Annotated in this window: 23 protein-coding genes; 17 read left to right on the top strand and 6 right to left on the bottom strand. The window is 38.1% G+C overall.

Features of this window, described 5'->3' with window-relative positions; all coding sequences use genetic code 11:
* The first annotated feature begins 142 nt into the window (after positions 1–142).
* The 5 genes from typA to AEA09_RS14195 all read left to right on the top strand — a co-directional run bounded on the left by typA (position 143) and on the right by AEA09_RS14195 (position 5180).
* Positions 143–1987 carry a translational GTPase TypA gene (gene typA / locus AEA09_RS14215; protein WP_053584489.1) on the top strand — a complete coding sequence of 615 codons (1845 nt, stop codon included), beginning with the start codon at positions 143–145 and terminating at the stop codon, positions 1985–1987.
* 51 nt (positions 1988–2038) lie between these two features.
* Positions 2039–2413, top strand: coding sequence for a YlaH-like family protein (locus AEA09_RS14210; RefSeq protein WP_053584720.1), 375 nt, complete (start codon positions 2039–2041; stop codon positions 2411–2413).
* A gap of 220 nt (positions 2414–2633) precedes the next feature.
* Entirely contained in the window at positions 2634–3626 is a 993-nt protein-coding gene (locus AEA09_RS14205; RefSeq protein WP_053584488.1) for an ABC transporter substrate-binding protein, read from the top strand.
* Positions 3626–4393 carry an ABC transporter ATP-binding protein gene (locus AEA09_RS14200; RefSeq protein ID WP_053584487.1) on the top strand — a complete coding sequence of 256 codons (768 nt, stop codon included), beginning with the start codon at positions 3626–3628 and terminating at the stop codon, positions 4391–4393. Before AEA09_RS14205 ends, AEA09_RS14200 begins: the two co-directional genes overlap by 1 nt.
* A complete protein-coding gene (locus AEA09_RS14195; protein WP_082332657.1) occupies positions 4386–5180 on the top strand; it encodes an ABC transporter permease in 795 nt (264 codons plus the stop codon). The genes AEA09_RS14200 and AEA09_RS14195 overlap by 8 nt, the downstream gene beginning before the upstream one ends.
* A gap of 40 nt (positions 5181–5220) precedes the next feature.
* Here AEA09_RS14195 and AEA09_RS14190 read toward each other — a convergent pair whose 3' ends face one another.
* Both AEA09_RS14190 and AEA09_RS14185 read right to left on the bottom strand, forming a co-directional pair.
* The gene (locus tag AEA09_RS14190; RefSeq protein ID WP_053584485.1) at positions 5221–5424 is read right to left on the bottom strand and encodes a YlaI family protein; all 204 of its coding nucleotides are present in this window, start codon (positions 5422–5424) and stop codon (positions 5221–5223) included.
* Between the two features lie 12 nt (positions 5425–5436).
* Positions 5437–5937, bottom strand: a complete 501-nt coding sequence (locus AEA09_RS14185; RefSeq protein WP_053584484.1) for a molybdopterin-binding protein — start codon at positions 5935–5937, stop codon at positions 5437–5439.
* Between the two features lie 182 nt (positions 5938–6119).
* On the opposite strand from AEA09_RS14185, the gene AEA09_RS14180 reads away from it, so the two are divergent.
* The 3 genes from AEA09_RS14180 (at position 6120) to pyc (ending at position 11097) form a co-directional block, all read left to right on the top strand.
* On the top strand, positions 6120–6401 hold the full coding sequence (locus tag AEA09_RS14180) for an Fpa/YlaN family protein (RefSeq protein WP_053584483.1): 282 nt from the start codon (positions 6120–6122) through the stop codon (positions 6399–6401).
* Positions 6402–6463: 62 nt separating this feature from the next.
* Positions 6464–7642: an FtsW/RodA/SpoVE family cell cycle protein gene (locus AEA09_RS14175; protein ID WP_053584482.1), complete on the top strand. Its 1179-nt coding sequence runs from the start codon at positions 6464–6466 to the stop codon at positions 7640–7642.
* Positions 7643–7662: 20 nt separating this feature from the next.
* Positions 7663–11097 carry a pyruvate carboxylase gene (gene pyc, locus AEA09_RS14170; RefSeq protein ID WP_053584719.1) on the top strand — a complete coding sequence of 1145 codons (3435 nt, stop codon included), beginning with the start codon at positions 7663–7665 and terminating at the stop codon, positions 11095–11097.
* A gap of 433 nt (positions 11098–11530) precedes the next feature.
* Here the strand turns inward: pyc and AEA09_RS14165 are convergent, their stop codons facing one another.
* Complete coding sequence (locus AEA09_RS14165) at positions 11531–12451, bottom strand: COX15/CtaA family protein (protein WP_053584481.1); 921 nt, start codon at positions 12449–12451, stop codon at positions 11531–11533.
* A 337-nt stretch (positions 12452–12788) separates the two neighbouring features.
* Here AEA09_RS14165 and cyoE point away from each other — a divergent pair, with 337 nt between their 5' ends.
* The 7 genes from cyoE (at position 12789) to AEA09_RS14130 (ending at position 19383) form a co-directional block, all read left to right on the top strand.
* Positions 12789–13706 carry a heme o synthase gene (gene cyoE / locus AEA09_RS14160; protein ID WP_053584480.1) on the top strand — a complete coding sequence of 306 codons (918 nt, stop codon included), beginning with the start codon at positions 12789–12791 and terminating at the stop codon, positions 13704–13706.
* Between the two features lie 99 nt (positions 13707–13805).
* Complete coding sequence (gene coxB / locus AEA09_RS14155) at positions 13806–14894, top strand: cytochrome c oxidase subunit II (RefSeq protein WP_053584479.1); 1089 nt, start codon at positions 13806–13808, stop codon at positions 14892–14894.
* Between the two features lie 40 nt (positions 14895–14934).
* Positions 14935–16833: a cytochrome c oxidase subunit I gene (ctaD, locus tag AEA09_RS14150; protein ID WP_053584478.1), complete on the top strand. Its 1899-nt coding sequence runs from the start codon at positions 14935–14937 to the stop codon at positions 16831–16833.
* Positions 16833–17459, top strand: coding sequence for a cytochrome (ubi)quinol oxidase subunit III (locus AEA09_RS14145; RefSeq protein WP_053584477.1), 627 nt, complete (start codon positions 16833–16835; stop codon positions 17457–17459). Before ctaD ends, AEA09_RS14145 begins: the two co-directional genes overlap by 1 nt.
* 1 nt (position 17460) lies before the next feature.
* Positions 17461–17802 carry a cytochrome C oxidase subunit IV family protein gene (locus tag AEA09_RS14140; RefSeq protein ID WP_053584476.1) on the top strand — a complete coding sequence of 114 codons (342 nt, stop codon included), beginning with the start codon at positions 17461–17463 and terminating at the stop codon, positions 17800–17802.
* A gap of 153 nt (positions 17803–17955) precedes the next feature.
* Positions 17956–18885 carry a cytochrome c oxidase assembly factor CtaG gene (gene ctaG, locus AEA09_RS14135; protein WP_053584475.1) on the top strand — a complete coding sequence of 310 codons (930 nt, stop codon included), beginning with the start codon at positions 17956–17958 and terminating at the stop codon, positions 18883–18885.
* Between the two features lie 36 nt (positions 18886–18921).
* Positions 18922–19383, top strand: a complete 462-nt coding sequence (locus AEA09_RS14130) for a DUF420 domain-containing protein (RefSeq protein ID WP_053584474.1) — start codon at positions 18922–18924, stop codon at positions 19381–19383.
* Between the two features lie 17 nt (positions 19384–19400).
* Here the strand turns inward: AEA09_RS14130 and ytvI are convergent, their stop codons facing one another.
* Positions 19401–20465: a sporulation integral membrane protein YtvI gene (gene ytvI, locus AEA09_RS14125; RefSeq protein WP_082332656.1), complete on the bottom strand. Its 1065-nt coding sequence runs from the start codon at positions 20463–20465 to the stop codon at positions 19401–19403.
* Positions 20466–20639: 174 nt separating this feature from the next.
* The gene (locus AEA09_RS14120) at positions 20640–21005 is read right to left on the bottom strand and encodes a YugN family protein (RefSeq protein ID WP_053584473.1); all 366 of its coding nucleotides are present in this window, start codon (positions 21003–21005) and stop codon (positions 20640–20642) included.
* Positions 21006–21153: 148 nt separating this feature from the next.
* Here AEA09_RS14120 and AEA09_RS14115 point away from each other — a divergent pair, with 148 nt between their 5' ends.
* Together AEA09_RS14115 and AEA09_RS14110 are read left to right on the top strand one after the other, a co-directional pair.
* A complete protein-coding gene (locus AEA09_RS14115) occupies positions 21154–22275 on the top strand; it encodes a CAP domain-containing protein (protein ID WP_053584472.1) in 1122 nt (373 codons plus the stop codon).
* A gap of 101 nt (positions 22276–22376) precedes the next feature.
* On the top strand, positions 22377–23849 hold the full coding sequence (locus AEA09_RS14110) for a UDP-N-acetylmuramoyl-L-alanyl-D-glutamate--2,6-diaminopimelate ligase (protein ID WP_245622847.1): 1473 nt from the start codon (positions 22377–22379) through the stop codon (positions 23847–23849).
* Here the strand turns inward: AEA09_RS14110 and AEA09_RS14105 are convergent.
* Complete coding sequence (locus AEA09_RS14105) at positions 23830–24333, bottom strand: PaaI family thioesterase (protein WP_053584470.1); 504 nt, start codon at positions 24331–24333, stop codon at positions 23830–23832. The genes AEA09_RS14110 and AEA09_RS14105 overlap by 20 nt on opposite strands.
* Positions 24334–24361 lie beyond the last annotated feature (28 nt).

The following is a 24361-nucleotide window of genomic DNA, read 5'->3' as shown; positions in this document are numbered from 1 at the left end:
GCTGTGCCCCCTAAATTATTGTTAATTTTCTACTGTAAAAATATATTTTTAGAATGATAGATATTCTATTCAGGACATTATCATCCTTCCTGTGCTATAATATCACAGTTAAACATTCGAAAAAAGAATATGGAGTGGAAAAATGACAAACTTACGTCAAGATCTTCGCAATATCGCAATAATCGCCCACGTCGACCACGGTAAAACTACTTTAGTCGATCAATTATTAAAACAATCAGGTACATTCCGTTCAAACGAACGTGTTGAAGAACGTGCAATGGACTCTAATGATATTGAACGCGAACGCGGTATTACGATTTTAGCTAAAAATACAGCAGTAAACTATGAAGGAACTCGTATCAACATCCTTGATACGCCTGGACACGCTGACTTCGGTGGTGAGGTAGAGCGTATTTTAAAAATGGTTGACGGCGTTGTACTAGTTGTCGATGCGTATGAGGGTTGTATGCCTCAAACACGTTTTGTACTGAAAAAAGCATTAGAACAACGTTTAACACCAATCGTTGTTGTTAACAAAGTAGACAAAGATTCAGCTCGTCCACTAGAAGTAGTAGATGAAGTACTTGAATTATTTATCGAGTTAGGTGCAGATGAAGATCAATTAGACTTCCCTGTTGTCTATGCTTCAGGTGTAAATGGTACAGCTTCTTTAGACGCTGACCCATCGAAACAAGAAGAAGATATGACATGTCTATTCAAAAAAATTATTGAAGCTATTCCAGCACCAATCGATAACTCAGAAGACCCATTACAATTCCAAGTGGCTCTACTTGACTATAATGACTTCGTTGGGCGTATCGGAATTGGTCGTGTATTCCGCGGAACAATTTCAGTAGGTCAACAAGTATCTCTTATGAAGTTAGACGGTACAGTGAAAAACTTCCGTGTAACGAAAATCTTTGGTTTCTTCGGTTTAAAACGTGAAGAGGTAGAGACAGCTAAAGCTGGTGATTTAATCGCCGTATCAGGTATGGAAGACATCAACGTAGGTGAAACAGTTTGCCCAGTTGAGCACCCAGAAGCACTTACTCCTTTACGTATCGATGAGCCAACTTTACAAATGACTTTCTTAGTAAACAATTCTCCATTCGCTGGTCGTGAAGGGAAATGGGTTACTTCTCGTAAAGTAGAAGAGCGTTTACGCGCTCAATTACAAACTGACGTATCTTTACGTGTTGAAGATACTGATTCTCCAGATGCTTGGACAGTTTCAGGTCGTGGAGAGCTTCACTTATCAATCCTTATCGAAAACATGCGTCGTGAAGGCTTCGAATTACAAGTGTCTAAACCACAAGTAATCGTACGTGAAATCGACGGTGTGAAATGTGAGCCATTCGAGCGCGTTCAAATCGATGTTCCTGAAGAAAATGTTGGTTCAATTATTGAATCAATCGGTACACGTAAAGGTGAAATGCTAGATATGGTGAACAATGGCAGTGGCCAAGTTCGTTTAACATTCTTAGTACCAGCGCGTGGATTAATCGGTTATACAACTGAATTCATGTCGATGACAAAAGGTTTTGGTATCATCAACCATACGTTCGATTGCTACCAACCATTAATCCCAGGTAAAATTGGTGGCCGTCACCAAGGTGTACTAGTTTCAATGGAAACTGGTAAAGCAACAACTTATGGTATGATGCAAATTGAAGACCGTGGTACACTATTCTTAGAGCCAGGTACAGAGATTTATGAAGGTATGATCGTTGGTGAAAATACACGTGACGCTGATATCACTGTAAACATCACAAAAATGAAACAAAAAACAAACATCCGTTCAGCCAATAAAGACCAAACGAATGTTATTAAAAAACCACGTATCTTGTCTCTAGAAGAAGCACTTGAATATTTAGGTGATGACGAGTATTTAGAAATCACACCAGAATCTATTCGCCTTCGTAAAAAAATTCTAGATAAAAACGAACGTGAGAAAGCAGCGAAAAGAGTACGTAGCACTGAAGTATAATTTTCCGCTGTCATGAAAGGAAGAGGAGTCTTGGATATGAAGTCCGCTTTAATGGGTGAACTGAATGTTATTCAAGTTGCTGCACCAGCAAATGCAGGAGAAACAGAATTTGTATTTAGCCGTATGGCTGGGATTACTCGTTTTTTATATGAAAACCTGCCGAGCTATAACATGGCTGGATACGCTGTTTTCATTCTTGTATTTTTACTTTCCACGCTTGTCTATAAATTAGGCTTTGCGAAGAAACTGAAAATGTCACAAAATATCGTAATTTACGTATTCCTGTTTGTGGGATGTATTATGCTGACATTTTTAGCGCTATTCCTGCCGATGGTTGAAGGACTAATCGTAGCAGCGTTAATTTTAATTCTGTACAAAACGCGTTTATGGCGTGAGAAAAGAGAAGAGCAACGAGCTGCGAATTAATGATAGTAGCTCGGCTCCTATGAAAGCAGTCTTAGCATAGTAATGTGCTAGGACTGTTTTTATTTTCATTCAACTCACCATCGCTACTGGTGGTGAGTTGAATGAAAATAAAGACTTTGGCGGATGTCACAGATTTTGCTTAAAATGCTAGCACCGAAAATGCTCCGCGTGAATAAGTTAATGTCGATAGGCAATTTCATCAATCAAGGAGGAAAAAAGAATGCGTTGGCTTAAAAAGGGCTTTTTGTTTAGTGTGATAGCTTTGTTACTTCTTTCATTGACAGCATGTAATACAGGAGAGCTTCAAAAAGTAAAAGTTGGAGAAGTAACGCGCTCGATTTTCTATGCACCACAATACGTAGCACTTGAAAAAGGCTTCTTTGAAGATGAAGGACTTTCCGTTGATTTACAAACCATTGCCGGTGGTGATAAAACGATGACAGCATTGTTATCGGATGGTATAGATATTGCTTTAGTCGGCTCAGAGACTTCTATTTATGTAACAGCTCAGGGTACGAATGACCCTATTCAAAATTTTGCACAGCTGACACAAACAGATGGTACATTTTTAGTGGCTCGTGAAAAAATGGAAAATTTCTCTTGGGAAGAATTAAAGGGTTCCGTATTCCTTGGGCAACGAAAAGGTGGTATGCCGCAAATGGCAGGAGAATTTGTCTTGAAGAAACACGGTATTGACCCTTCAAAAGATTTAACATTAATTCAAAACATTGATTTTGCAAATATTTCTACAGCATTTGCATCAGGGACGGGTGATTTTGTACAGTTATTTGAACCAACAGCGAGTGTGTTTGAAAAAGAAGGGAAAGGTTACATCGTTGCTTCGTTCGGCACAGAGTCAGGGCACTTACCTTATACATCGTATATGGCGAAAGATAGTTATTTAAAAGAACAAGATAAAACGGCTCAAAGCTTTACAAATGCCTTAAAAAGAGCGCAAGATTTTGTTCAGGAAAAAAGTGCAGCTGAAGTAGCTGAAATTATCCAGCCATATTTTGAAAATATTGATGTGGCGCTCATTGAAACAGTTGTAGAACGTTATAAATCACAAGGTTCTTATGCAACAGACCCGATACTAGATGAGGAAGAGTGGGAAAACTTGCAGGCGGTTATGGAGGAAGCCGGTGAACTTCCGCAACGCGTAGAATATGAAGAGCTTGTAAATACAACATTTGCTAAAAAGGCTGCAAAGTAATGGACTTTCTACAGCTTGAGAATATTCACCATAGTTATTTTTCAAGCAAAGAGGCAAAAGAAGTTTTATACGATATAAATTTATCCATTCGTGAAGGTGAGTTTGTGTCGTTTATCGGGCCAAGTGGTTGCGGAAAAACAACGTTATTATCTATTATTGCTGGGTTGTTTCCTGCAACGGAAGGTAAAATATTGATTGATGGGGAAGAAATAGCGGAACATAATAAATCACTCATTGGCTATATGCTTCAGCAAGATTATTTATTTCCTTGGAAAACGATCGAAGACAATGTTACCATCGGATTGAAATTAACTGATCGCCAAAATAAGACACATAAAGTAACAGCGAACGCCCTCTTACAAGAAGTCGGCTTACCCAATGTTGGACGTTATTATCCGCGGGAATTATCTGGGGGGATGCGCCAGCGTGTCGCTTTAGCGAGAACATTAGCTGTTAATCCTAAAATTTTACTATTAGATGAACCATTCTCTGCTCTGGACTATCAATCGAAACTGAAGCTTGAAGATTTAGTAGTGGAAACTTTAAAAACTTATCATAAAACAGCAGTCCTTGTTACACATGATATTGGCGAAGCGATTGCAATGAGTGAACGGGTTTTCTTATTTTCAGCAAATCCAGGTAAGTTGCATAAAGTTTTCGATATACCGAAAGAACTCCAAGGACTATCTCCATTTGATGCAAGGCAACATCCATCGTATGGAGGAGTTTTCCAATCGATTTGGAAGGAGCTTGAAAGCCTTGGATAATACATTATTTGAACGGTATCAGAAATCACTAAAAAAAGAACGGCGCTTTGTGAGACTCTATCAATTAGTTATATTGCTACTGTTTTTTGGCGGGTGGGAGTTGTTTTCGAGAAATGATTGGATTGACCGTTTAATCTTTAGCTCGCCGTCTCGTGTTTGGCTAACTTTCGTCGAAAAGGTTAGCGATGGCACATTGATGATACACGTAAGTGTTACGCTGATGGAGACGGTTGTCGGCTTTATCGTCGGAACGTTACTCGGTACATTGCTTGCAATGGTATTATGGTGGTCGCCGATGATATCGAAAGTATTAGATCCGTATTTAGTCATTTTAAATGCAATGCCGAAAGTAGCGCTTGGTCCGATTTTAATTGTTGCACTTGGACCAGGGTATATTTCGATTATGGCGATGGGTGCACTGATTTCAGTCATTATTACAACCATTGTCGTATACACCGCCTTCAAAGGGGTTGACCCGAACTATAGCAAGGTGATGCAAACATTTGGAGCGAAGAGATGGCAAATATTTAAAGAGGTTATTTTGCCCGCTTCTTTTCCAACAATTATCTCGACATTAAAAGTAAATGTAGGGTTATCATGGGTAGGAGTAATTGTAGGAGAATTTTTAGTTTCTTCAAAAGGACTTGGCTATTTAATCATTTACGGCTTCCAAGTGTTTAACTTTAATCTCGTGCTAATGTCGTTACTAATAATCGCGGTTTTTGCGACGATTATGTATCAAGTTGTTGAGTTAATTGAAAAGAAGCTTATTAAAAATCAAGATTAAATCATAAAACAGGGTGTCTCGAATAGGAGACACCCTGTTTTTAAAATTCTTTATCCATTTGTGGAGAAGAACGGTAGAAGCGAAAGTTTCCTGTTTCAATTCTTGCCGTTGTATTTTCTGCAATGCGAGTGTGACATACGTCGCACATATACGTATTAATCGGTCGATTTCGTAATTTTTTTGCTAACGGTAAATCGTCGTCTAATTGGCCAATTGTATCGCAGATGACACATTTTACGCGCATAGTATTTCCTCCCTATTCAGCACGAAAGGCTAAAACGTGCTTGATTGGATTGTCGATATTTGCTCCGTTGCCGAATATTACATGAACAGGACCATCTTCAGTGAGCGGCTTACCATCTTGGCTATATTTTAAAATAAATGTATGAGCTTCTTCAATTGTGAAGGTATACTCTTCGCCATCTTTACATTCAATGACGATTTTTGTCGCTTCAGGTTTAATCTCGGCATTTTTCAAAAAATGGTGTAATTCAATACCAAAAGTACCTGTTTCCATACCTTTACGGTCAAATTTCCGTTCTGATTTTAATGTTGGAGGGAAAGTTGCGCCTTCCATAATTTCACGTGACCAGTGTGCTCCGACTTCGCGCATATATTTTGTATCGGCATCTTCCTCTTCTTCTTTTGGGTTGAAGTGAGTCTTTAAATCTAATTTACGATCATCGAAGATCCATACTGTCGGATCTAATGTAAGTTGGTATGTAACTGCGCCTTTAATAGGAATAATTATTTCCATGTTAGAAGTCCTCCTCAAATCTTGTATATCCAAGAAATAGTATAACGCTAATTACCTGAGATAATAAAGAAATATAAATCGAATTCTCTATTTTATGGTGAAGACACTTGCAATTTTAGCAACTAAAAGATAAACTTTATTAAGATAGAATCGAAGAAATATCAGATAATGGGGGCGTCCTCATGGATACGAAATCACAAACTTCTTTTCAAGAGAAGGCTTTGGAACTTTTAGTTGCTGATGCAGATAAAATTGCTCGCCTCATTCGAGTACAAATGGATCACTTGACAATGCCACAATGCCCTTTATATGAAGAAGTATTAGATACACAAATGTTCGGCCTATCACGTGAAATTGACTTTGCTGTGAAGCTAGGACTTATTGAACGCGAAAAAGGCAAAGGAATTCTCGATTCACTCGAGAAGGAACTTTCTGTACTACATGACGCGTATACAGACAAATAAAAAGAAAAAACTCAAAACGCAATGTGCGATTTGAGTTTTTTTTCTAGAACGAGGTTCTCGCAATGAATAAATATTTAAAACGATATGCTCAAAATTTTGATTATCCATTATTTTTCACGGTATTATTGCTAAGTTTGTTTGGATTAGTAATGATTTATAGCTCTAGTATGATGGTAGCGATTGTGCTAGAAGACGAAGCGCCAGACTACTTTTATGCAAGACAAGTGAAAAATTTAATAGTAGCGTTTTTGGCGTTTGCAGTAGCAGCCTTTTTCCCGTATAAACACTATGCAAACAAAAATATTATGTTATTGCTTACAGTTGTATTAGTTGTGTTATTTACTTGGGTAAAAGTAAAAGGTATTGGCGGGGAGTTAGGTTCACAAAGCTGGATTAAAGTACCTGGATTAGGTAGTTTCCAACCTTCTGAATATGCGAAACTATTTATTATTTTATACTTTTCTGCGGCTTTTTATCGCAAGGCACAAAAATATACATTTGAAAAACTACAGCCAACTGAAATATTTTATCCGATTCTTCTATGGATTTTGGTCGTTGCTTGTGTAGCTTTTGAAACAGATTTAGGAGCCGTAATTATTTTATGTGGAATTGCGATTTCAGTTGTCGCTGCAAGTGGTATACCATTTAAGACATTTTGGAAATTCTTTGGTGTATTAGGTGCGTTTGGTGGTATTATTTTAGCCATACTCTTTACATTAAAAGGCGATATATTAACAGATAGTCGTATCGGGCGAATTAAATCCTATATTAATCCATTCGATTATGAAGATGGGTCGGGGCATCAGGTAGTCAATGGCTATTATGCGATTGGCGGAGGTGGCTTAGAGGGTAGAGGGTTAGGTCAGTCCATACAAAAATTAGGGTATTTGCCAGAACCACAAACGGATTTTATTATGGCGATTATTATGGAGGAGCTCGGTATCTGGGGTGTTCTCATCGTCTTAGGTGGTTTAGGCTTTATAATATATAGAGGTTTTTCTATCGCACTACGTACAAAAGATCCATTAGCACGCATGATTGCGGCTGGTATAGCTAGTTGGATTGGCTTCCAATCATTTATTAATCTTGGCGGTGTAACTGGGTTAATCCCGTTAACCGGTGTCACGCTACCTTTCATTAGTTATGGCGGGACATCTATAATCATGCTATCTTTAGCTATGGGGATATTAGTAAATGTTTCCATGTTTGAAAGGGTAGAAAGAAAAAAAACAATTTCATAAGGAGGATTCCAATGAGTCCAATGGGTCCAATCAACAAGATTCTTGTAGCAAATAGAGGAGAAATCGCAATTCGTATTTTCCGTGCATGTACGGAGCTTAAGATTAACACTGTCGCAATTTATTCCCGTGAGGACAGTGCTGCTTTCCATCGTTTTAAAGCAGATGAAGCATATTTAGTAGGTGCTGGTAAGAAACCGATTGATGCGTATTTAGACATCGAGGGCATCATTGCAATTGCAAAAGATGCTAATGTTGATGCGATTCATCCTGGATATGGTTTTTTATCTGAAAATGTTGATTTTGCACGCCGTTGTGAAGAGGAAGGTATTACGTTCATCGGACCAACGTCCAAACATCTAGACATGTTTGGTGATAAAGTGAAGGCTCGTGAACAAGCTGTTAATGCGGATATTCCAGTAATCCCAGGTACAGATGGACCTGTTTCTTCTGTTGAAGAGGTGCTCGCATTTGGTGATCAACATGGTTTCCCTCTTATGATTAAAGCTGCTTTAGGTGGCGGTGGTCGTGGCATGCGTGTCGTACAAACGAAAGATGATATTCAGTCGGCTTATGACCGTGCCAAATCAGAGGCAAAAGCGGCGTTTGGGTCAGATGAAGTTTATGTAGAAAAATGCATATTAAATCCGAAGCATATAGAAGTTCAAATTATTGGGGACAAGGAAGGCAATATCGTGCATTTATATGAGCGAGATTGTTCAATTCAACGTCGTCATCAGAAAGTTGTAGAAATCGCACCATCGAACTCGATTTCAGAAGATTTAAGAAATAGAATTTGTGATGCAGCTGTTAAACTAATGCAAAATGTCTCGTACATAAATGCTGGGACAGTTGAATTTTTGGTCGCGGGTGAAAATTTTTATTTCATCGAAGTAAACCCTCGTATTCAAGTAGAACATACAATCACAGAAATGATTACTGGGATAGATATTGTCCATGCACAAATTAAAGTAGCGGCTGGATATAGTCTGCATAGCGAGGAAATTCATATTCCGAAGCAGGCGGATATCCCGTTATTTGGCTTTGCGATTCAAGCGCGAGTGACTACTGAAGATCCTACAAATGGTTTTATGCCAGATACAGGAAAGCTTATGGTATATCGTTCTAGTGGTGGCTTTGGGGTACGATTAGATGCAGGAAACGGCTTCCAAGGTGCTGTTGTCACACCTTATTATGATTCATTACTTGTGAAAATTTCGACATCTGGTATGACGTTTAAAGAAGCTGCAGCGAAAATGGACCGAAATTTAAAAGAGTTCCGTATTCGTGGGGTGAAAACAAATATTCCATTTTTAAATAATGTGGTCGTGCACGAAAAGTTTTTATCGGGTGCATTTGATACAAGTTTTATCGATACAACTCCTGAATTATTTGAGTTTCCTGAACGTAAAGACCGTGGGACAAAGCTGTTAAGCTATATCGGAAATGTCACGTTAAATGGCTTCCCGGGTGTAGAGAAGAAGGCAAAGCCCATTTTTACACAGCCTATTAAGCCAATAGTAGACTTGCATGGACAGCCTTTATCAGGAACGAAACAAATTTTGGAGTCACAAGGTGCTGAAGGGCTTGCGAAATGGATTTTAGCGCAAGATGATGTTTTGTTAACGGATACTACATTCCGTGATGCCCATCAATCATTACTTGCTACACGTGTCCGTTCGCAGGATATGTACCAAATTGCAGATGAAACAGCGCGTATGATGCACAACTACTTCTCGCTAGAAATGTGGGGCGGGGCAACATTTGACGTAGCGTACCGTTTCTTAAAAGAAGATCCGTGGGAACGTTTAGCAAAATTAAGAAAACAAGTTCCGAACGTGTTGTTCCAAATGTTACTACGTGGTGCAAATGCAGTAGGATATACGAACTACCCAGATAATTTAATCCGTGAATTTATCGCAGAATCAGCAGAATCAGGTATTGATGTATTCCGTATTTTCGATAGCTTAAACTGGATTAAAGGAATGGAAGTAGCCATCGATGCAGCACGACAGTCAGGTAAAGTAGCAGAAGCTGCAATCTGTTACACTGGTGATATTTTAGACGATTCACGAGCGAAATATTCAGTACAATACTACAAAGATATGGCGAAAGAGCTAGAGGCAACAGGTGCGCATATTTTAGCAATTAAAGATATGGCCGGTTTACTGAAGCCAGAAGCGGCATACCGTTTAATTTCTGAGCTAAAAGAATCTACAAGTTTACCAATTCATTTGCATACCCATGATACAAGTGGTAACGGAATTTACTTATATGCAAAAGCAATTGAAGCAGGTGTGGATATCATTGATACAGCACTTGGTTCGATGGCAGGTTTAACATCCCAACCAAGCGCTAACTCACTCTATTATGCAATGAAGGGCAGTCAGCGTGAGGTACGTGCCGACATTGAATCTCTTGAAAAACTTTCTTATTACTGGGAAGATGTGCGTAAATACTATAAAGATTTTGAGAGCGGAATGATGAGCCCACATTCTGAAATTTATGTTCATGAAATGCCAGGCGGGCAGTACAGTAACTTACAGCAACAAGCGAAAGCAGTAGGACTAGGCGATCGTTGGGATGAAGTAAAGCATATGTATTCACGTGTGAACTTACTATTTGGTGACATCGTGAAAGTAACACCGTCATCAAAAGTGGTTGGCGATATGGCTCTATTCATGGTTCAGAATGATCTGGACGAAGATAATGTCCTGACTAAGGGACAACAGATTGACTTCCCAGACTCGGTTATAGAATTCTTCCAAGGCTATTTAGGACAAGCTCATGGTGGTTTCCCAAAAGAACTGCAGAAAGTGGTATTAAAGGATCGTGAAGCAATTACAGTACGTCCTGGTGAGCTGTTAGAGTCTGTAAATTTCGAACAATTAGAAGCCGTTTTAGAAAGTAAATTGAATCGTTCTGTGACAAAAAAAGATGTTTTAGCATATGCGCTTTATCCGAAAGTATTTGAAGAATATTCAAAAATAGTTGATTCCTTTGGCAATATTTCCGTATTAGATACACCTACATTTTTATATGGTTTGAAATTAGGTGAGGAAATTGAAGTGGAAATTGAAAAAGGAAAAACGCTTATTATTAAACTAGTATCAATTGGTGAGCCGCAGCATGATGGGACACGGGTTATGTACTTCGAGTTAAACGGTCAATCTCGTGAGCTTGTTATTCAGGATATGACGGTTGAAGTAGATGGTAGCATTGCGTTAAAGGCTGATCCAAGCAATCCAAATCAAATTGGTGCAACGATGCCAGGTACGGTATTAAAAGTAGTAGTATCTAAGGGTAGTACAGTAAAACGTGGTGACCACTTACTTATTACTGAAGCCATGAAGATGGAAACGACTGTACAAGCACCGAAAGACGGTGTTGTCAAAGAGGTTTATGCGACTGCAGGCGATGCCATTTCAACAGGTGACCTTTTAATTGAAATTGAATAATGACTAACATATAAAAGCTATTACACGGCTTAGACAGCGTGTTAATAGCTTTTTTACTTATTTTTATATTTAGAAAAATTCGATAGTCTAACACTACAAGTATTAGTGGATCAATCAGGAAATTTTGTTAAGGTGATAATCGTCTATCAAGCGACACAACCAAATATAATGTGAGATTAATTGAGATAGCTCCTACAGAACATGGACGCCATATTATAAATTAGTAGAAGAGGGTAGACAAAGCACTAATTAGAGGTGTTGTGTCATGTACTAGCGGTTGGAAAAGAAATAAGGGGTATCCCAAATGAATTCTGTATATGAATTCGTAAAGGTAATTCAAGGTGCGAGTGGCTCGGAAACTACAAAAAAAGAATAGAATTACCTAAAAAAAATCGACATACATTTCCATGTACTGTCGATTTTTTGAAATTATTTACCTTTTCTCATTATGGTTACTACGTGAAACGAGCATAATCATGTAACAAAGTAAACCAAATAAGAGTGAAATGAGTAATGAATGAACTAAAGCAATTGTTAAGTTTAATCTTGTCAGTACGACTAACATACCGGCTATAACTTGTAATACAACGATACTGAAGGCAATGATCCAGCCCCAATAAATGACGCGTTGATCTTTGTATTCTTTTACTGCATGCCACGTTATGTATGCAATCCAGATGAAAATAATAAGAACAGCGAGGCGATGTCCCATTTGTACCCACTCATACATGTTATTTGGTAATCCAAATGGTGTTTCATTGTAACAAAACGGCCAATCTGGACAGACCAAACTTGAATCTGTATGACGTACAAGAGCGCCTGTATAAACGACTAAATAAGAATAAATTGTGACAGCAATCGTGTGCCAACGTAATTTTTTTCCAATAAACACTTGGTCAGCATCAAACTTTCTATCAACTTCAAAAACTATCATAGAAAGAAGTAGAACGGCTGCGAAGGAAATAAGTGAAATTCCGAAATGAAGTGCTAAAATGAAATCTCCTTGGCCCCATAAAACTTGAGCTGCACCAATTAAAGCTTGTGCAATTAAGAAAAACATCGCTAAAGACCCTAAAAATTTTACTTCACGAATATGACCGAGTTTACGCCAAGTCCAAATTGTTAACCCGAGAATTGAAATCGATACGACACCTGTTACGACACGATGTGAAAATTCGATTAATACTTCCGGTGTAATTTCTTTTGGAATAAGAGAACCGTTACAATCCGGCCAGTTTCGACCACAGCCCAAGCCACTATCTGTTTTCGTCACGAGTGCCCCACCAATCAAAATGAAGAGCATTCCAACCGAAGCGGCAACAGCAAACCACTTCATGTATCTGTTGTGTTGCATAAAATAATTCACCTACTTTATCTGTCCACATTATACCTTCGCATAATGTTACTGCTACTAGATGATAACGAAAATAATTGGAAAAAACAACTTGTAAAGAGGTTACAATAATAGATGTTGGTTCCAATTCACAAATTGTTCATAATTTCGTGCTTTAACCTTCACAATTCAATTTAGTAAATGATTTACTATAGATATGATGATTTTAATTATTTTTCTAGACGAGAGAAATTTTGCAACTTCACCTAAATTTCACTAAACGTCTAGAAATCAATCGCAAATTTCGCTATAGTTATGGTTAGCGGAATATGCTTACAAAAATGAAAGGAGAGGTATCATGTCAAACAGTCGTACATTGGCGGCTACTAGAAATACTGAACCGGGAACAACATCCGTTGTAAAAGATTTCTTTGCACTAATAAAAATTGGAATCGTTAACTCGAATCTTGTCACAACATTTACAGGGATGTGGTTGGCCTTCCAGTTTACTGGTGGACATTTCTTGCAAGAGTTAGATGTTATCTTCTGCACGATGTTAGGTGCAGCGCTCATTATTGGTGGTTCTGGCGCGATGAATAACTTCATCGACCAAGATATTGACCCGATAATGAAAAGAACGAAGGCAAGACCGACAGTTACTGGTAGATTTAAACCGAGTTTTGTATTGACTATTGCCCTCTCATTTTTATTTGTAGGTGAAATTTTGTTATTTGCGGCATCATTTGCGGCCGGCATGTGGGGACTAGCAGGGATACTTGCTTATGTAGTTCTATACTCAATGTGGTCAAAAAGGAAGCATGTTAGTAACACGATTGTAGGAAGTATTTCAGGAGCAATTCCACCGATCATTGGTTGGGCAGCTGTTGAACCTGCTCTTAGTTCAGGAGCAATTGCTTTATTTCTCATTATGTTCGCTTGGCAGCCACCGCATTTTTATGCGCTAGCGATGAAACGAACAGAAGAATATCGTGCGGCTAATATTCCAATGCTACCCGTTGTAAAAGGGTTTAAACGAACGAAGTACTCAATGGTTTTTTGGATTCTTTTATTATTACCGTTACCGTTCCTTTTACCCGAGCTTGGAGGAGGCTTTTTACTCCTTGCAACAGCATTGAATGTAGGCTGGTTAATTCTAGCGCTTAAAGGCTTTACAGCAAAAGATGATTTAAAATGGGCAAATAAGATGTTCATATATTCTTTGAATCATATGACGATTTTGTTTGTATCTATGATTATCTTTGCAGTGTTTAGCTAACTACTGGAATTCTTTCTTTCTAAAAGAATTCACATAGACAGAACCAATGTCCTAGGAACACATGAAAATACAACAAAGAAAGAGGGGTTTAATTAAGCTATGATGAAAGGGCTTAAAAAGTGGCGTCTTTTTTCACTACTAACGGTGATGATGGTCTTCCTTTCTGGATGTGGTGAAGAATATCTTTCTACACTGAAACCATCTGGTGAAGTAGGTAAAGAACAATTAAATTTATTACTGTTGACTACTGGAATCATGACGCTAGTAGTAGTAGTAGTATCAGTTATTTATTTACTTGCATTCGTAAAGTTCCGTCGTTCTAAAGTAGGCGAAAACGTTATTCCAAAGCAAGTAGAAGGAAGTCACACTCTTGAAATAATTTGGACAGTTATTCCAATTATTTTATTATTAATTATTGCTGTACCAGTTGTTACTGCTACTTATAAATTTGCGGATGTTGCTGCAATGGACGAAGTAGACGAAAATGGCAACAAAACGGCTCTTACAGTTAATGTAACTGCAAAACTTTACTGGTGGGAGTTTGAATACCCTAACCAAGGGATCATTACTGCTCAAGAATTAGTAGTACCAACTGGTGAAAAAGTTTACTTTAACTTAAAAGCTGCTGATGTTAAGCACTCATTCTGGATTCCTGCAATAGGCGGTAAAATGGATACGAACGTAGAGAATGTAAACAAATTCTACCTAGTATTCGACAAAGAATCTGAAGGTCTTAAAGACGGCGTATTCTATGGTAAATGTGCGGAGTTATGTGGTCCTTCACACGCTCTAATGGACTTCAAAGTTAAATCATTAAGCCCGGATGCATTCGACGCATGGGTTACTTCAATGCAAGAAACAGAAGGACAAACTGCTGACAAAGAATCTTCGGATCTTGGTGAAGCAACATTTGCTAATAGCTGTTTAGGCTGTCACGCAGTGTCAGGTTCAGGTTCAGCTCCAGGAATGGGCCCTAACTTAACGACATATGGTGACCGTAACCGTCTTGCTGGTTTCTTAGATCATACAGAAGAAGATTTAAAAGCATGGATTAAGGATCCTGCAGAATTCAAACCAGGTAACTTAATGATGAATGCTGATGGTACTGCTCCAATCTACGGCAACTTATCTGACGAAGAAATTCAAGCTCTTGCAACTTATATCATGGGCTTATCTGTCGAAAAATAATTATTAGTTTATGTTACAAACTTTGAAGGAGGTAAAAGTTGTGAGCTCACATACACAGAAAAAGAGCTTCGGAGCATCTGTCTGGGATTACATTACTACTGTTGACCATAAAAAGTTAGCAGTCATGTATTTATTAGCCGGTACATTGTTCTTTGCTATCGCTGGTTTTGAAGCGTTATTAATGCGTATTCAGTTAATGAAGCCAAATAACGATTTCATTTCAGCTGGTTTTTTCAATGAATTATTAACAATGCACGGAACAACAATGCTATTCCTAGCTGCGACTCCGTTGCTATTCGCATTTATGAACATGCTTGTGCCATTACAAATTGGTGCACGTGACGTTGCATTCCCATTCCTTAACTCTTTAGGGTTTTGGTTATTCTTCCTAGGTGCGGTATTCCTTCACCTGTCATTCTTCATGGGTGGCGCTCCTGATGCGGGCTGGACTTCTTATGCATCATTATCTCTATATTCCCCAGGTCATGGTATTGACTTCTATGTACTTGGTTTGCAAATTTCTGGTTTTGGTACGTTAATCTCTGGTCTTAACTTCATTGTTACGATTATTACAATGCGTGCTCCAGGTATGACATTTATGCGTATGCCATTATTCACTTGGACTGCGCTAGTATCAAGTGCTTTAATCTTATTCGCATTCCCTCCACTTACAGTTGGTCTTGTATTAATGTTATTCGACCGTATGTTTGGTGGTAACTTCTTTGACCATACTATGGGTGGTAACACAGTTATTTGGGAACACTTATTCTGGATCTTCGGACACCCAGAGGTTTATATCTTAGTATTACCGGCATTCGGTTTATTCTCTGAGATTATTCCAACGTTCTCTCGTAAACGTTTATTCGGATACTCTTCAATGGTATTCGCAACAATCTTAATCGGTTTCCTAGGCTTCATGGTTTGGGCTCACCATATGTTCACAACTGGTCTTGGGCCAACGGCGAACGCAATTTTCGCTGTTGCAACAATGGCAATTGCCGTTCCAACAGGTATGAAAGTATTCAACTGGATCTTAACGATTTGGGGCGGATCCATTAAGGTTACAACACCAATGCTTTATGCACTTGGTTTCATCCCGTCGTTCGTAGCTGGTGGTGTTACGGGGGTCATGCAGGCATCTGCACCTCTTGACTATCAATTACACGATTCTTACTTTATCGTAGCGCATTTCCACTACGTAATCGTTGGTGGTATCGTTACAGCTTTATTCGGTTCAGCGCACTTCTACTGGCCAATTTTCTTCAACCGTATGTTAGACGAAAAATTAGGAAAATGGACTTTCTGGGTATTCTTCATTGGTTTCCATTTAACATTCTTCGTACAACATTTCCTTGGTTTAATGGGTATGCCACGTCGTGTATTCACTTACATGGAAGGTCAAGGTTGGGATCAGTTCAACTATATTTCAACAGTCGGTGCGGCAATGATGGGCGTAGGGGTTGTTATGATGGTAATCAACTGCTTATTGTCAATCAAACGTCCACCAGCGGGTCGAGATCCATGGGGCGATGGCCGTACGTTAGAATGGGCTATTCCACAGCCAATTCCATTCTATAACTTCCGTCAAACTCCACTTGTTCGTGGATTAGACCCATACTGGATTGAAAAGCAAGAAGGTAACAAAGAGGGTATGATATATGCTGAGCCACTAGGTGACATCCATATGCCAAACAACTCTGCACTTCCATTTGTCATTTCTCTTGGTTTGTTTATCGCTGCATTTGGTGCTCTTTATAGCCCACTAGGTGTTGCAGAGGATTCACGTACATGGGCAATTCCAGTACTTATAATTGGTCTATTAATTACATTTGGTGCTATGATTGTTCGTTCTGTGAAAGATGATCATGGATTCCACTTACACAAAGAAGAAATTCTTGAAATTGAAGAACAACTTTACGGCAAAGGAGGAAAAAAATAATGGATTACAACACTAAATTTACTCCTCATACTTGGCCAGATCATCCTGAACAAGCAACAATGGAAGGTAAAAATAAAGTTGTTGGTTTCTGGATTTTCCTTGCCTGTGAAGTTGTACTTTTCGCAAGTTTATTTGCAACATACTTAGCACTTAAGAACAAAGGGCCTGCGGGCATGGAGTTCTCAACGCAAGAATTATTTGAATTACCATTAGCATTTGCAATGACGATGTTACTTTTAACATCATCATTAACGTCTGTTTATGCAATTTACCATATGCGTAACTTTAACTTTAAAGCTATGCAAACTTGGTTAGCTATAACATTACTTTTAGGCTTAGGCTTCTTATGTCTAGAAATCTACGAGTTCTATCACTATGTGCACCTTGGTTTCACATTTAGCCAATCTGCATTCTCAACTGCGTTCTATACGCTAGTTGGTACGCACGGTGCCCACGTAACTTTAGGTCTAATTTGGTTTACAACATTAATGATTCGTAACGCTAAACGTGGTCTTAACTTGTATAATGCACCGAAATTCTTCGTAGCTGCTTTATACTGGCACTTTATCGATGTAGTTTGGGTATTCATCTTCACAGTAGTATACTTGATGGGAGTGATCGGATAATATGTCACACGATACACCTGTAGTTGCTAAGTCTCAAGCGCAGTACGAGTATGATCGTCATCACAATGCCGTTCATATGCGTAAACAAGTAATTAACTTTGCGATCATGATTTTCTTAACGTTCATCGCGTTCGCAGTAGTTGCAGCTGATTTTTCACCATATTTAATAGCACCTTTCGTTTTGTTATTGGCAGGTATTCAAGTAGTGCTTCAACTTTACGCATTCATGCATTTAGAAGATAAAAAAACTCACTTCGGTGGCGTTATTGCCTTCTTCATGTGGTTTGGTATTCTTCTAGCATTCACTTTCTTCCTTGCGTTCTTAACGATCGTTTGGTGGTAATTATTAAGAAAGCACGTACTCTACTTTTGTAGGGACGTGCTTTCTTTGTTTTAACAACGAAAAAATTGGGAAATTGTTCACGGTTCGTTCATTGCAGTTCACAAGCATGCGCTTTATAATAGGAGTACTGAAGTTCAAAGGAGTGCGTTTAATATGTCACTTAGTATATTTGGTTTCCAAGCATTATGGAGCCCATATTTAATAGGAGTTCTCGTTTTCATAACAGGATTGTATTTTTTAGTAACAACAAAATGGAGAAAAGACTTTAAGGTAAACGAGCCTTTGAAAAAGGAAGAGGCTATATACTTCCTATTAGCCATGGTGACAATTTATATTATTAAAGGGTCTCCTTTAGATTTAATGGCACATATTATGTTTACTGTACATATGGTGCAAATGGCTGTGTTATTGTTACTTGTACCAATCTTTATTATCAAGGGGATTCCTTGGTGGTTGTGGAAGGTTGCGATTGAAGCACCAGTTGTAAAACCATTATTTAAAGTACTTACGTTACCTGTAGTAGCTGTTTTAGTCTTTATCGGTCTATTCTCGTTTTACCACTTACCATCTGTCTTAGATTACATTAAGTTAAACGAAACATTACATGGTACATACACATTTGTATTGTTTATTTCTGCAGTTTTAATGTACTGGCCACTAATTCAAAAAATGCCAGATCGCGAGCAAATGAAGCCGCTTTATAAATTGGGCTATATTATTGCCAATGCGGTATTGATTACACCAGCTTGTGCACTTATTATTTTTGCGCCAGAGCCTATGTATGCAACATATACGAGTGGTGATGCTTGGTTGCAAGCGATGGAGCTATGTGTACCAGCGTCTACTTTATCAGGGTTATCGCTATCTGGTCCCGAGTTATTTACAGATATGAAAGCTGTAGAGGATCAACAACTTGGTGGAGTAATAATGAAAATTTTACAAGAGATTATTTTTGGCGTATTACTTGCTACTATCTTCACAAGATGGTATCGTTCTGAACAAAAAGATCCAGATAAAATTACTGCAGATGCATTAAAAGCTCACCAAGAGAAATGGGAAAGCGAACATCAACATCAACTATAAAAATAGAAAATTTATTATGTTTAAGGGGTTTTGTAAATGAGTTTAGAATTGTTACCTACTATTAGTACAACGTTCATCGTCATAAGTGCGGTGTTGGTGGCAATAGGTTGGGGCTTAATAATAAAAGGCAAAGTAGAAGCGCATAAAAAAGTGATGTTGGCTGCAGGTGCTGCTGCCCTTACTTTCTTCATTATATATGCTTCACGTACAATCTTTATCGGAAATACGGCATTTGGTGGCGGAGATCATTTAAAACCGTACTATACATTTTTCTTAATATTCCACATCACTTTAGCCACATCTGGAGCTGTTTTCGGTCTTGTCAGTATTATTTCAGGTTTAAAAACAAATTTGAAATTGCACCGTCGAATTGGACCTATAACAAGTATTATTTGGTTCTTTGTAGCAATTACAGGTGTAATGGTTTACTGTCTTCTATACGTACTATTTGAGCCAGGTGAAACAACGTCAGTTATTAAAGCAATTTTAGGTTTCTAATAATTTTATCTCCCATCTTACTCTTCAGTAGGTGGGAGATTTTTTGATGGTGGTGGGTTAACGAGTGTAATAATTATGACGATAAGCAATGGTCCGATTAATATCCCAATAAAGCCAAAGATTTTGAAGCCAATGAACATCGAAATAAGCGTAGAAAGTGACGATAATCCAATTTGATCACCAATAATTTTTGGTTCAATCATACGACGAATTAAAAATAATAGGACTGTCAAAATGATTAGAGCAATTGCAAAAAAATACTCTCCTGTAACTACGTTATAGATGGCCCATGGACCGAGTAGTATAATTGAATCTAAAAAGGGAATAACGTCGAGTATAACGAGCAGAAGTGCTAATATAAATGGGAATGGCATCTTTAATAAGAAGAATGCCAAAGATGCTACAGTGAAAATACATATTGCCACTAATATTTGCGCCTTGATAAATCCAAATAACGCCATTTTTACACGCTGTGCAATGAGTATTATCTTTTGTTGGTGATGGAATGGAACTGGTGACAATAATCGTTTATTAATAGAAGGTAGCTCTAAAAGCAGCATATATAAAACAATCCAATAAATAAATACATCAAATAGTAATGTTGGTAAATGTGTAATAAAGGCTGCCCAGTAATTCAAATTTGTCAGTGAAAAGGCGAGATTTTCCAAAGAAATGAGACCGTGGGAAATAAGCATTTGAATTTGTATTACAAGCTCAAGAGGTAAAGGATGTGTATAAACAGCGAGTTTGGATTGAATTTGAATCCATATCGCTGACAATTGGTTGGTGAATTCAGGGAAATGAATTAAAAAGGCTGAAAATTGCTTCCATGCTATATACCCCACAAGTAGACATAATAAGATACTGATTATAAAGAAAAATACAAAAAAGATGGAAACATTGGCACTTCTTTTGAAACGAAATCTTTTTCCTAATTTTTGAACAACAGGCTCCAGCAGTAGGGCAGTTAAATAGGCAAGTAGGATAGGGAGCGCTAGGGACATCAACCAAAGAATGATGATACCTATCGAAATAAGTATAATTGGATGTCGAAAAAAGGGTTTTTGGAAAAAGGATATCATTGTCATCACCTACATCATTTGAAAGATGTTGTTAGTATGAGGAGAAATATGTTTTTTACAAGAGGAAAATAAGAAAAGTGCTAAAGTACCTGCGATTTTAAAGTAACCTCGAGGATGCGGCGCATTAGCCTAGACAAAAATAAAAAAGACTGGGTATCCAGTCTTTAAAGGTAGTTATGCATGGATTTGAAATGCTTCTAAGTCTAATTTAACTTTAGTTAAAATCTCTTCACATTTTTTCACAAGGTGTGCTGGGAATACTTCACCGTCACCATATTCTACACCGTGTGGATAGTAGTATTTACCGATAACTGGTTTCATTAATGTTAGGACTGCATCATGTGCACCAACATCACCAGACTTAGCATATGCGAATACACGAAGATAGAAACGACCTTCACGAGTATCGAAACGACGGTCGAATGTCATACGTTCGTAATCCCAGCCACCATCGCATTCAAGACCGTTTTTGTTCATTACGCTTTCGATTAATTCTTGGTCAGCTGTCAAATTTTCAAGGTTAGTATTTTCAAAATACATCTAATAATCCTCCTTTAGCTTTTCGTACATATAATACGCTCATTTTTATAATAGAGCATATTCGACATTGTTGCAATGACAACATTGTGTCAACGCACTTACAATTGATATAATAAATACCAATATTGGTGATGAGAAGGAGTATCATATGAAAGCTTTATTTCGCATACTATTAGCTTGTGTAACAATTGCATTTATCGGCTATATGTTTTTTAATTCAGCTCGTGAAAATGAGCCGTTAGAAGGTCCAAATGCGAATTCGAATGTAATTCCAAAAACAGAATTAGAACAACCTGTAGAAGGTGCGATACCACGCCCGCAAAGTGGTTTGTCGACATTTATCGGCCAAAACGTAGTTGAAGTACTAGATCAATTTGGGGAGCCAGTCAGAAAAGAGCCATCAGCATTTGGTTACGATTGGTGGGTATACAAGACAAGTGCTGAAACGTTTTTTATGGTTGGTGTACAAAATGATATTGTGACGCAAGTATACATAGCGGGTGATAAGCTAGATACGACTCCTTTTAAAATTGGCCAAAAGCGAGATGAAATTTATCGTATGACGATAATTGACTTTGAAGTTGCGGCGAATGTCGATGATAATATTTTCATTTTCTCAATGAATGAGGAAGATATGCAGACGCGCTTACTTGTTAAATTCGATGACATTTTTGCGCAGTTGTATATTGATGGGGAAACAAGCGAATTGCAAGGTATACGCTTTACAGATAGTAAAACGCTAGTTATTCATCAACCATATGAAATGATTTATCAAGGTGAACTGGTTACACCAACTCCGCCATCTTCATTTTTACAGCAGGATATTAACGCAGCAAGTGCCGCGCAACTAGATGATTTAATCAATATCACACGCGTCCATCATAAGTTAGCTCCTTTAGAAATTGACAAGTCACTTAAAGAAGCCGCAAAAATGCATAGTGAGGATATGAAAGTACAAAACTTCCTTTCACATGAATCACCGACATATGGAGATTTGAAAAAGAGATTAGAAAAACATGAAATAGCCTTTAGTGATGCACATGAAAATCTGGCGACAGCCTATTTCGATGCGATTGAGGCGATGCATGGATGGCTCAATTCAGTAGAACATCGTAAGGTAATCATGAATGAGAAATACACTGTAGTTGGTTCTGGAGTATATTTAAATTATTATACCCAAATCTTCATTGAACCTTCAAAAGATAGGGTAAGTAGTGATGAGCAAGACATTAAATTACCTGTTGAAGGACAGGAAGATATCAATAAATAAATTAAAAGCGGCGTACACGTTTAGATTGTGTACGCTGCTTTTTTTCGTCACCACGTTACAATCGCCGACATATGATAGGGAAACTAAGGGAAAGGAGTTGTATGATGCAATTAGCAGAACTGTTAAAGGAATGGCCTTGTACCGTTACAGGGGGCTCAATTCGGACGATTATTTCAGGGGTAGAGGATTATGCACAGGCAGTAAAGCCAGGTGATATTTTTGTGGTACGTAAAGGTGTCAAAACAACTGGTAGTCGATTTGTAAAAGAAGCATTGGAAAGAGGTGCTGTCGCAATTGTGTCAGAAGAAACTATGACACTTCCTACAGATGATAAAAAAATACCTCTCGTATGGGTTCCTAATACAGCGTTGTTTTTATCGTATGCAAGTGCAAAATTATCGTATTTCCCAGCAGAAGCCTTAACTGTCATTGCAGTGACAGGAACAAATGGGAAAACAACAGTCAGTCACTTTATCAGTCAATTACTAAGAGCTTTACATAAAAAAGTAGCAGTAATCGGAACAGTGGGCTATTTCATTAATGGCCAAAAACAACAAACGATTTATGAACAACTAACGACATTACAGGCGAAGGAACTACATCCCATTTTAAAGGAATGTGTGTCAGCTGGCGTCACGCATGTAGTACTAGAAGCCTCTTCAATGGGCTTGCAGCAATATAGACTCGACCATTGTGATATTGATTGTGGCGTTTTCTTGAATTTATCAGAGGATCATTTAGAAGATCATGGTGGAATCGAAGCATATAAACGCGCAAAAAAAAGACTAGCAGATTTATCAAAGAAACTTGTATTAAATGGTGATGATAATTTTTGTCGTTCCGTAGGGATTTATGATAAGAAAAAGGCATGTGCATTTGGTTTTGAGAACCACAATGATTTACATGTGCAAGTAGTTGGTGAAACGTTCGGGAAAACGACATTATGTTTGCAGACTGGTGTGAGTGAGCATATTGTGGCAATTCCTTTTGTAGGCCGTTATCATGTTCAAAATACGATCGCGGCATTAATGGCTGTCTGGCGTCTTGGCTGTCCAATAGAAGATATAATTACGCATATGTGGAATTTGAAATTACCAGAAGGGCGGCTTGAAAAAATAGATAATCCATTAGGCATTGACGTATATGTCGATTATGCGCATACGGCAGAGGCATTACAGGCCGTCTTGCAAACCTTTGATGATAAAAAAACGATTTTTCTTGTGTTTAGTTGTGGTGGAAATCGAGACAAAGCAAAGCGTTTCGCAATGGGAGCTGTTGCAAGTAAATTTGCTGACGTTATCTTTTTAACGACTGATAATCCACGTGATGAGGATCCTATTGTTATCAATGAAAGTATTATAGCAGGTTTTTCCGAACAACAGTATTATGAAGTTTATTTAGATCGGCAAGTTGCAATTCATCAAGCGTTATCGAAGGCGAAAAAAGGCGATATTGTGCTTGTTGCTGGAAAAGGACATGAACGAACACAGCAAATGAAAAATCAAATGATCCCCTTTTCCGACCAACAATGCATTCAAGATTATTTTGCCAATCTTACGACGGGCGACGTTTAATAACGAAGAAGGAAGCCGTTGCGATGGCTAGCTTACGTCCAGTCTCATCCTCGATATCACATTCCATCACTAATGTTTGGCGCCCTTTATGCACAAAACGTCCACGAGCAATCAGTTCTTTATTTGTTGTGGTTGCGATATAAGAAATATTGATAGTTGTAGTAACAACGTTAAAGCCTTCAGGTACAGAACGAGAAGCGAGCCCTCCCATTGCTGCATCGGCAATCGTTGCAATAATTCCTCCGTGTGGTACTTTAATCGTATTATGAATAACAGGTGTAATGGGTATACGTACTTCACTTTCTTCTGGCTTAAACTCTCCCACCATATGAAGTGCAGCATTAATGTAACGACGATGGATACCTTGTTGTTTATCGCGAAGTCCACCTAATAAATGATGTAGTACTTCTTCGTCTTCTTCTGAACTATTTTGTAATATATCTGCTAATAGGTCTTCGATTTGTTCTTTAGATGATAAAACCAATTGTAAAAACTCCTTTGTAACTTAAATT

This window comes from Lysinibacillus contaminans (assembly GCF_001278945.1).
Classification (GTDB): domain Bacteria; phylum Bacillota; class Bacilli; order Bacillales_A; family Planococcaceae; genus Lysinibacillus; species Lysinibacillus contaminans.
The sequence above is the reverse complement of the archived record's forward strand: the minus strand, read 5'-3'. Positions and strand labels throughout refer to the sequence as shown.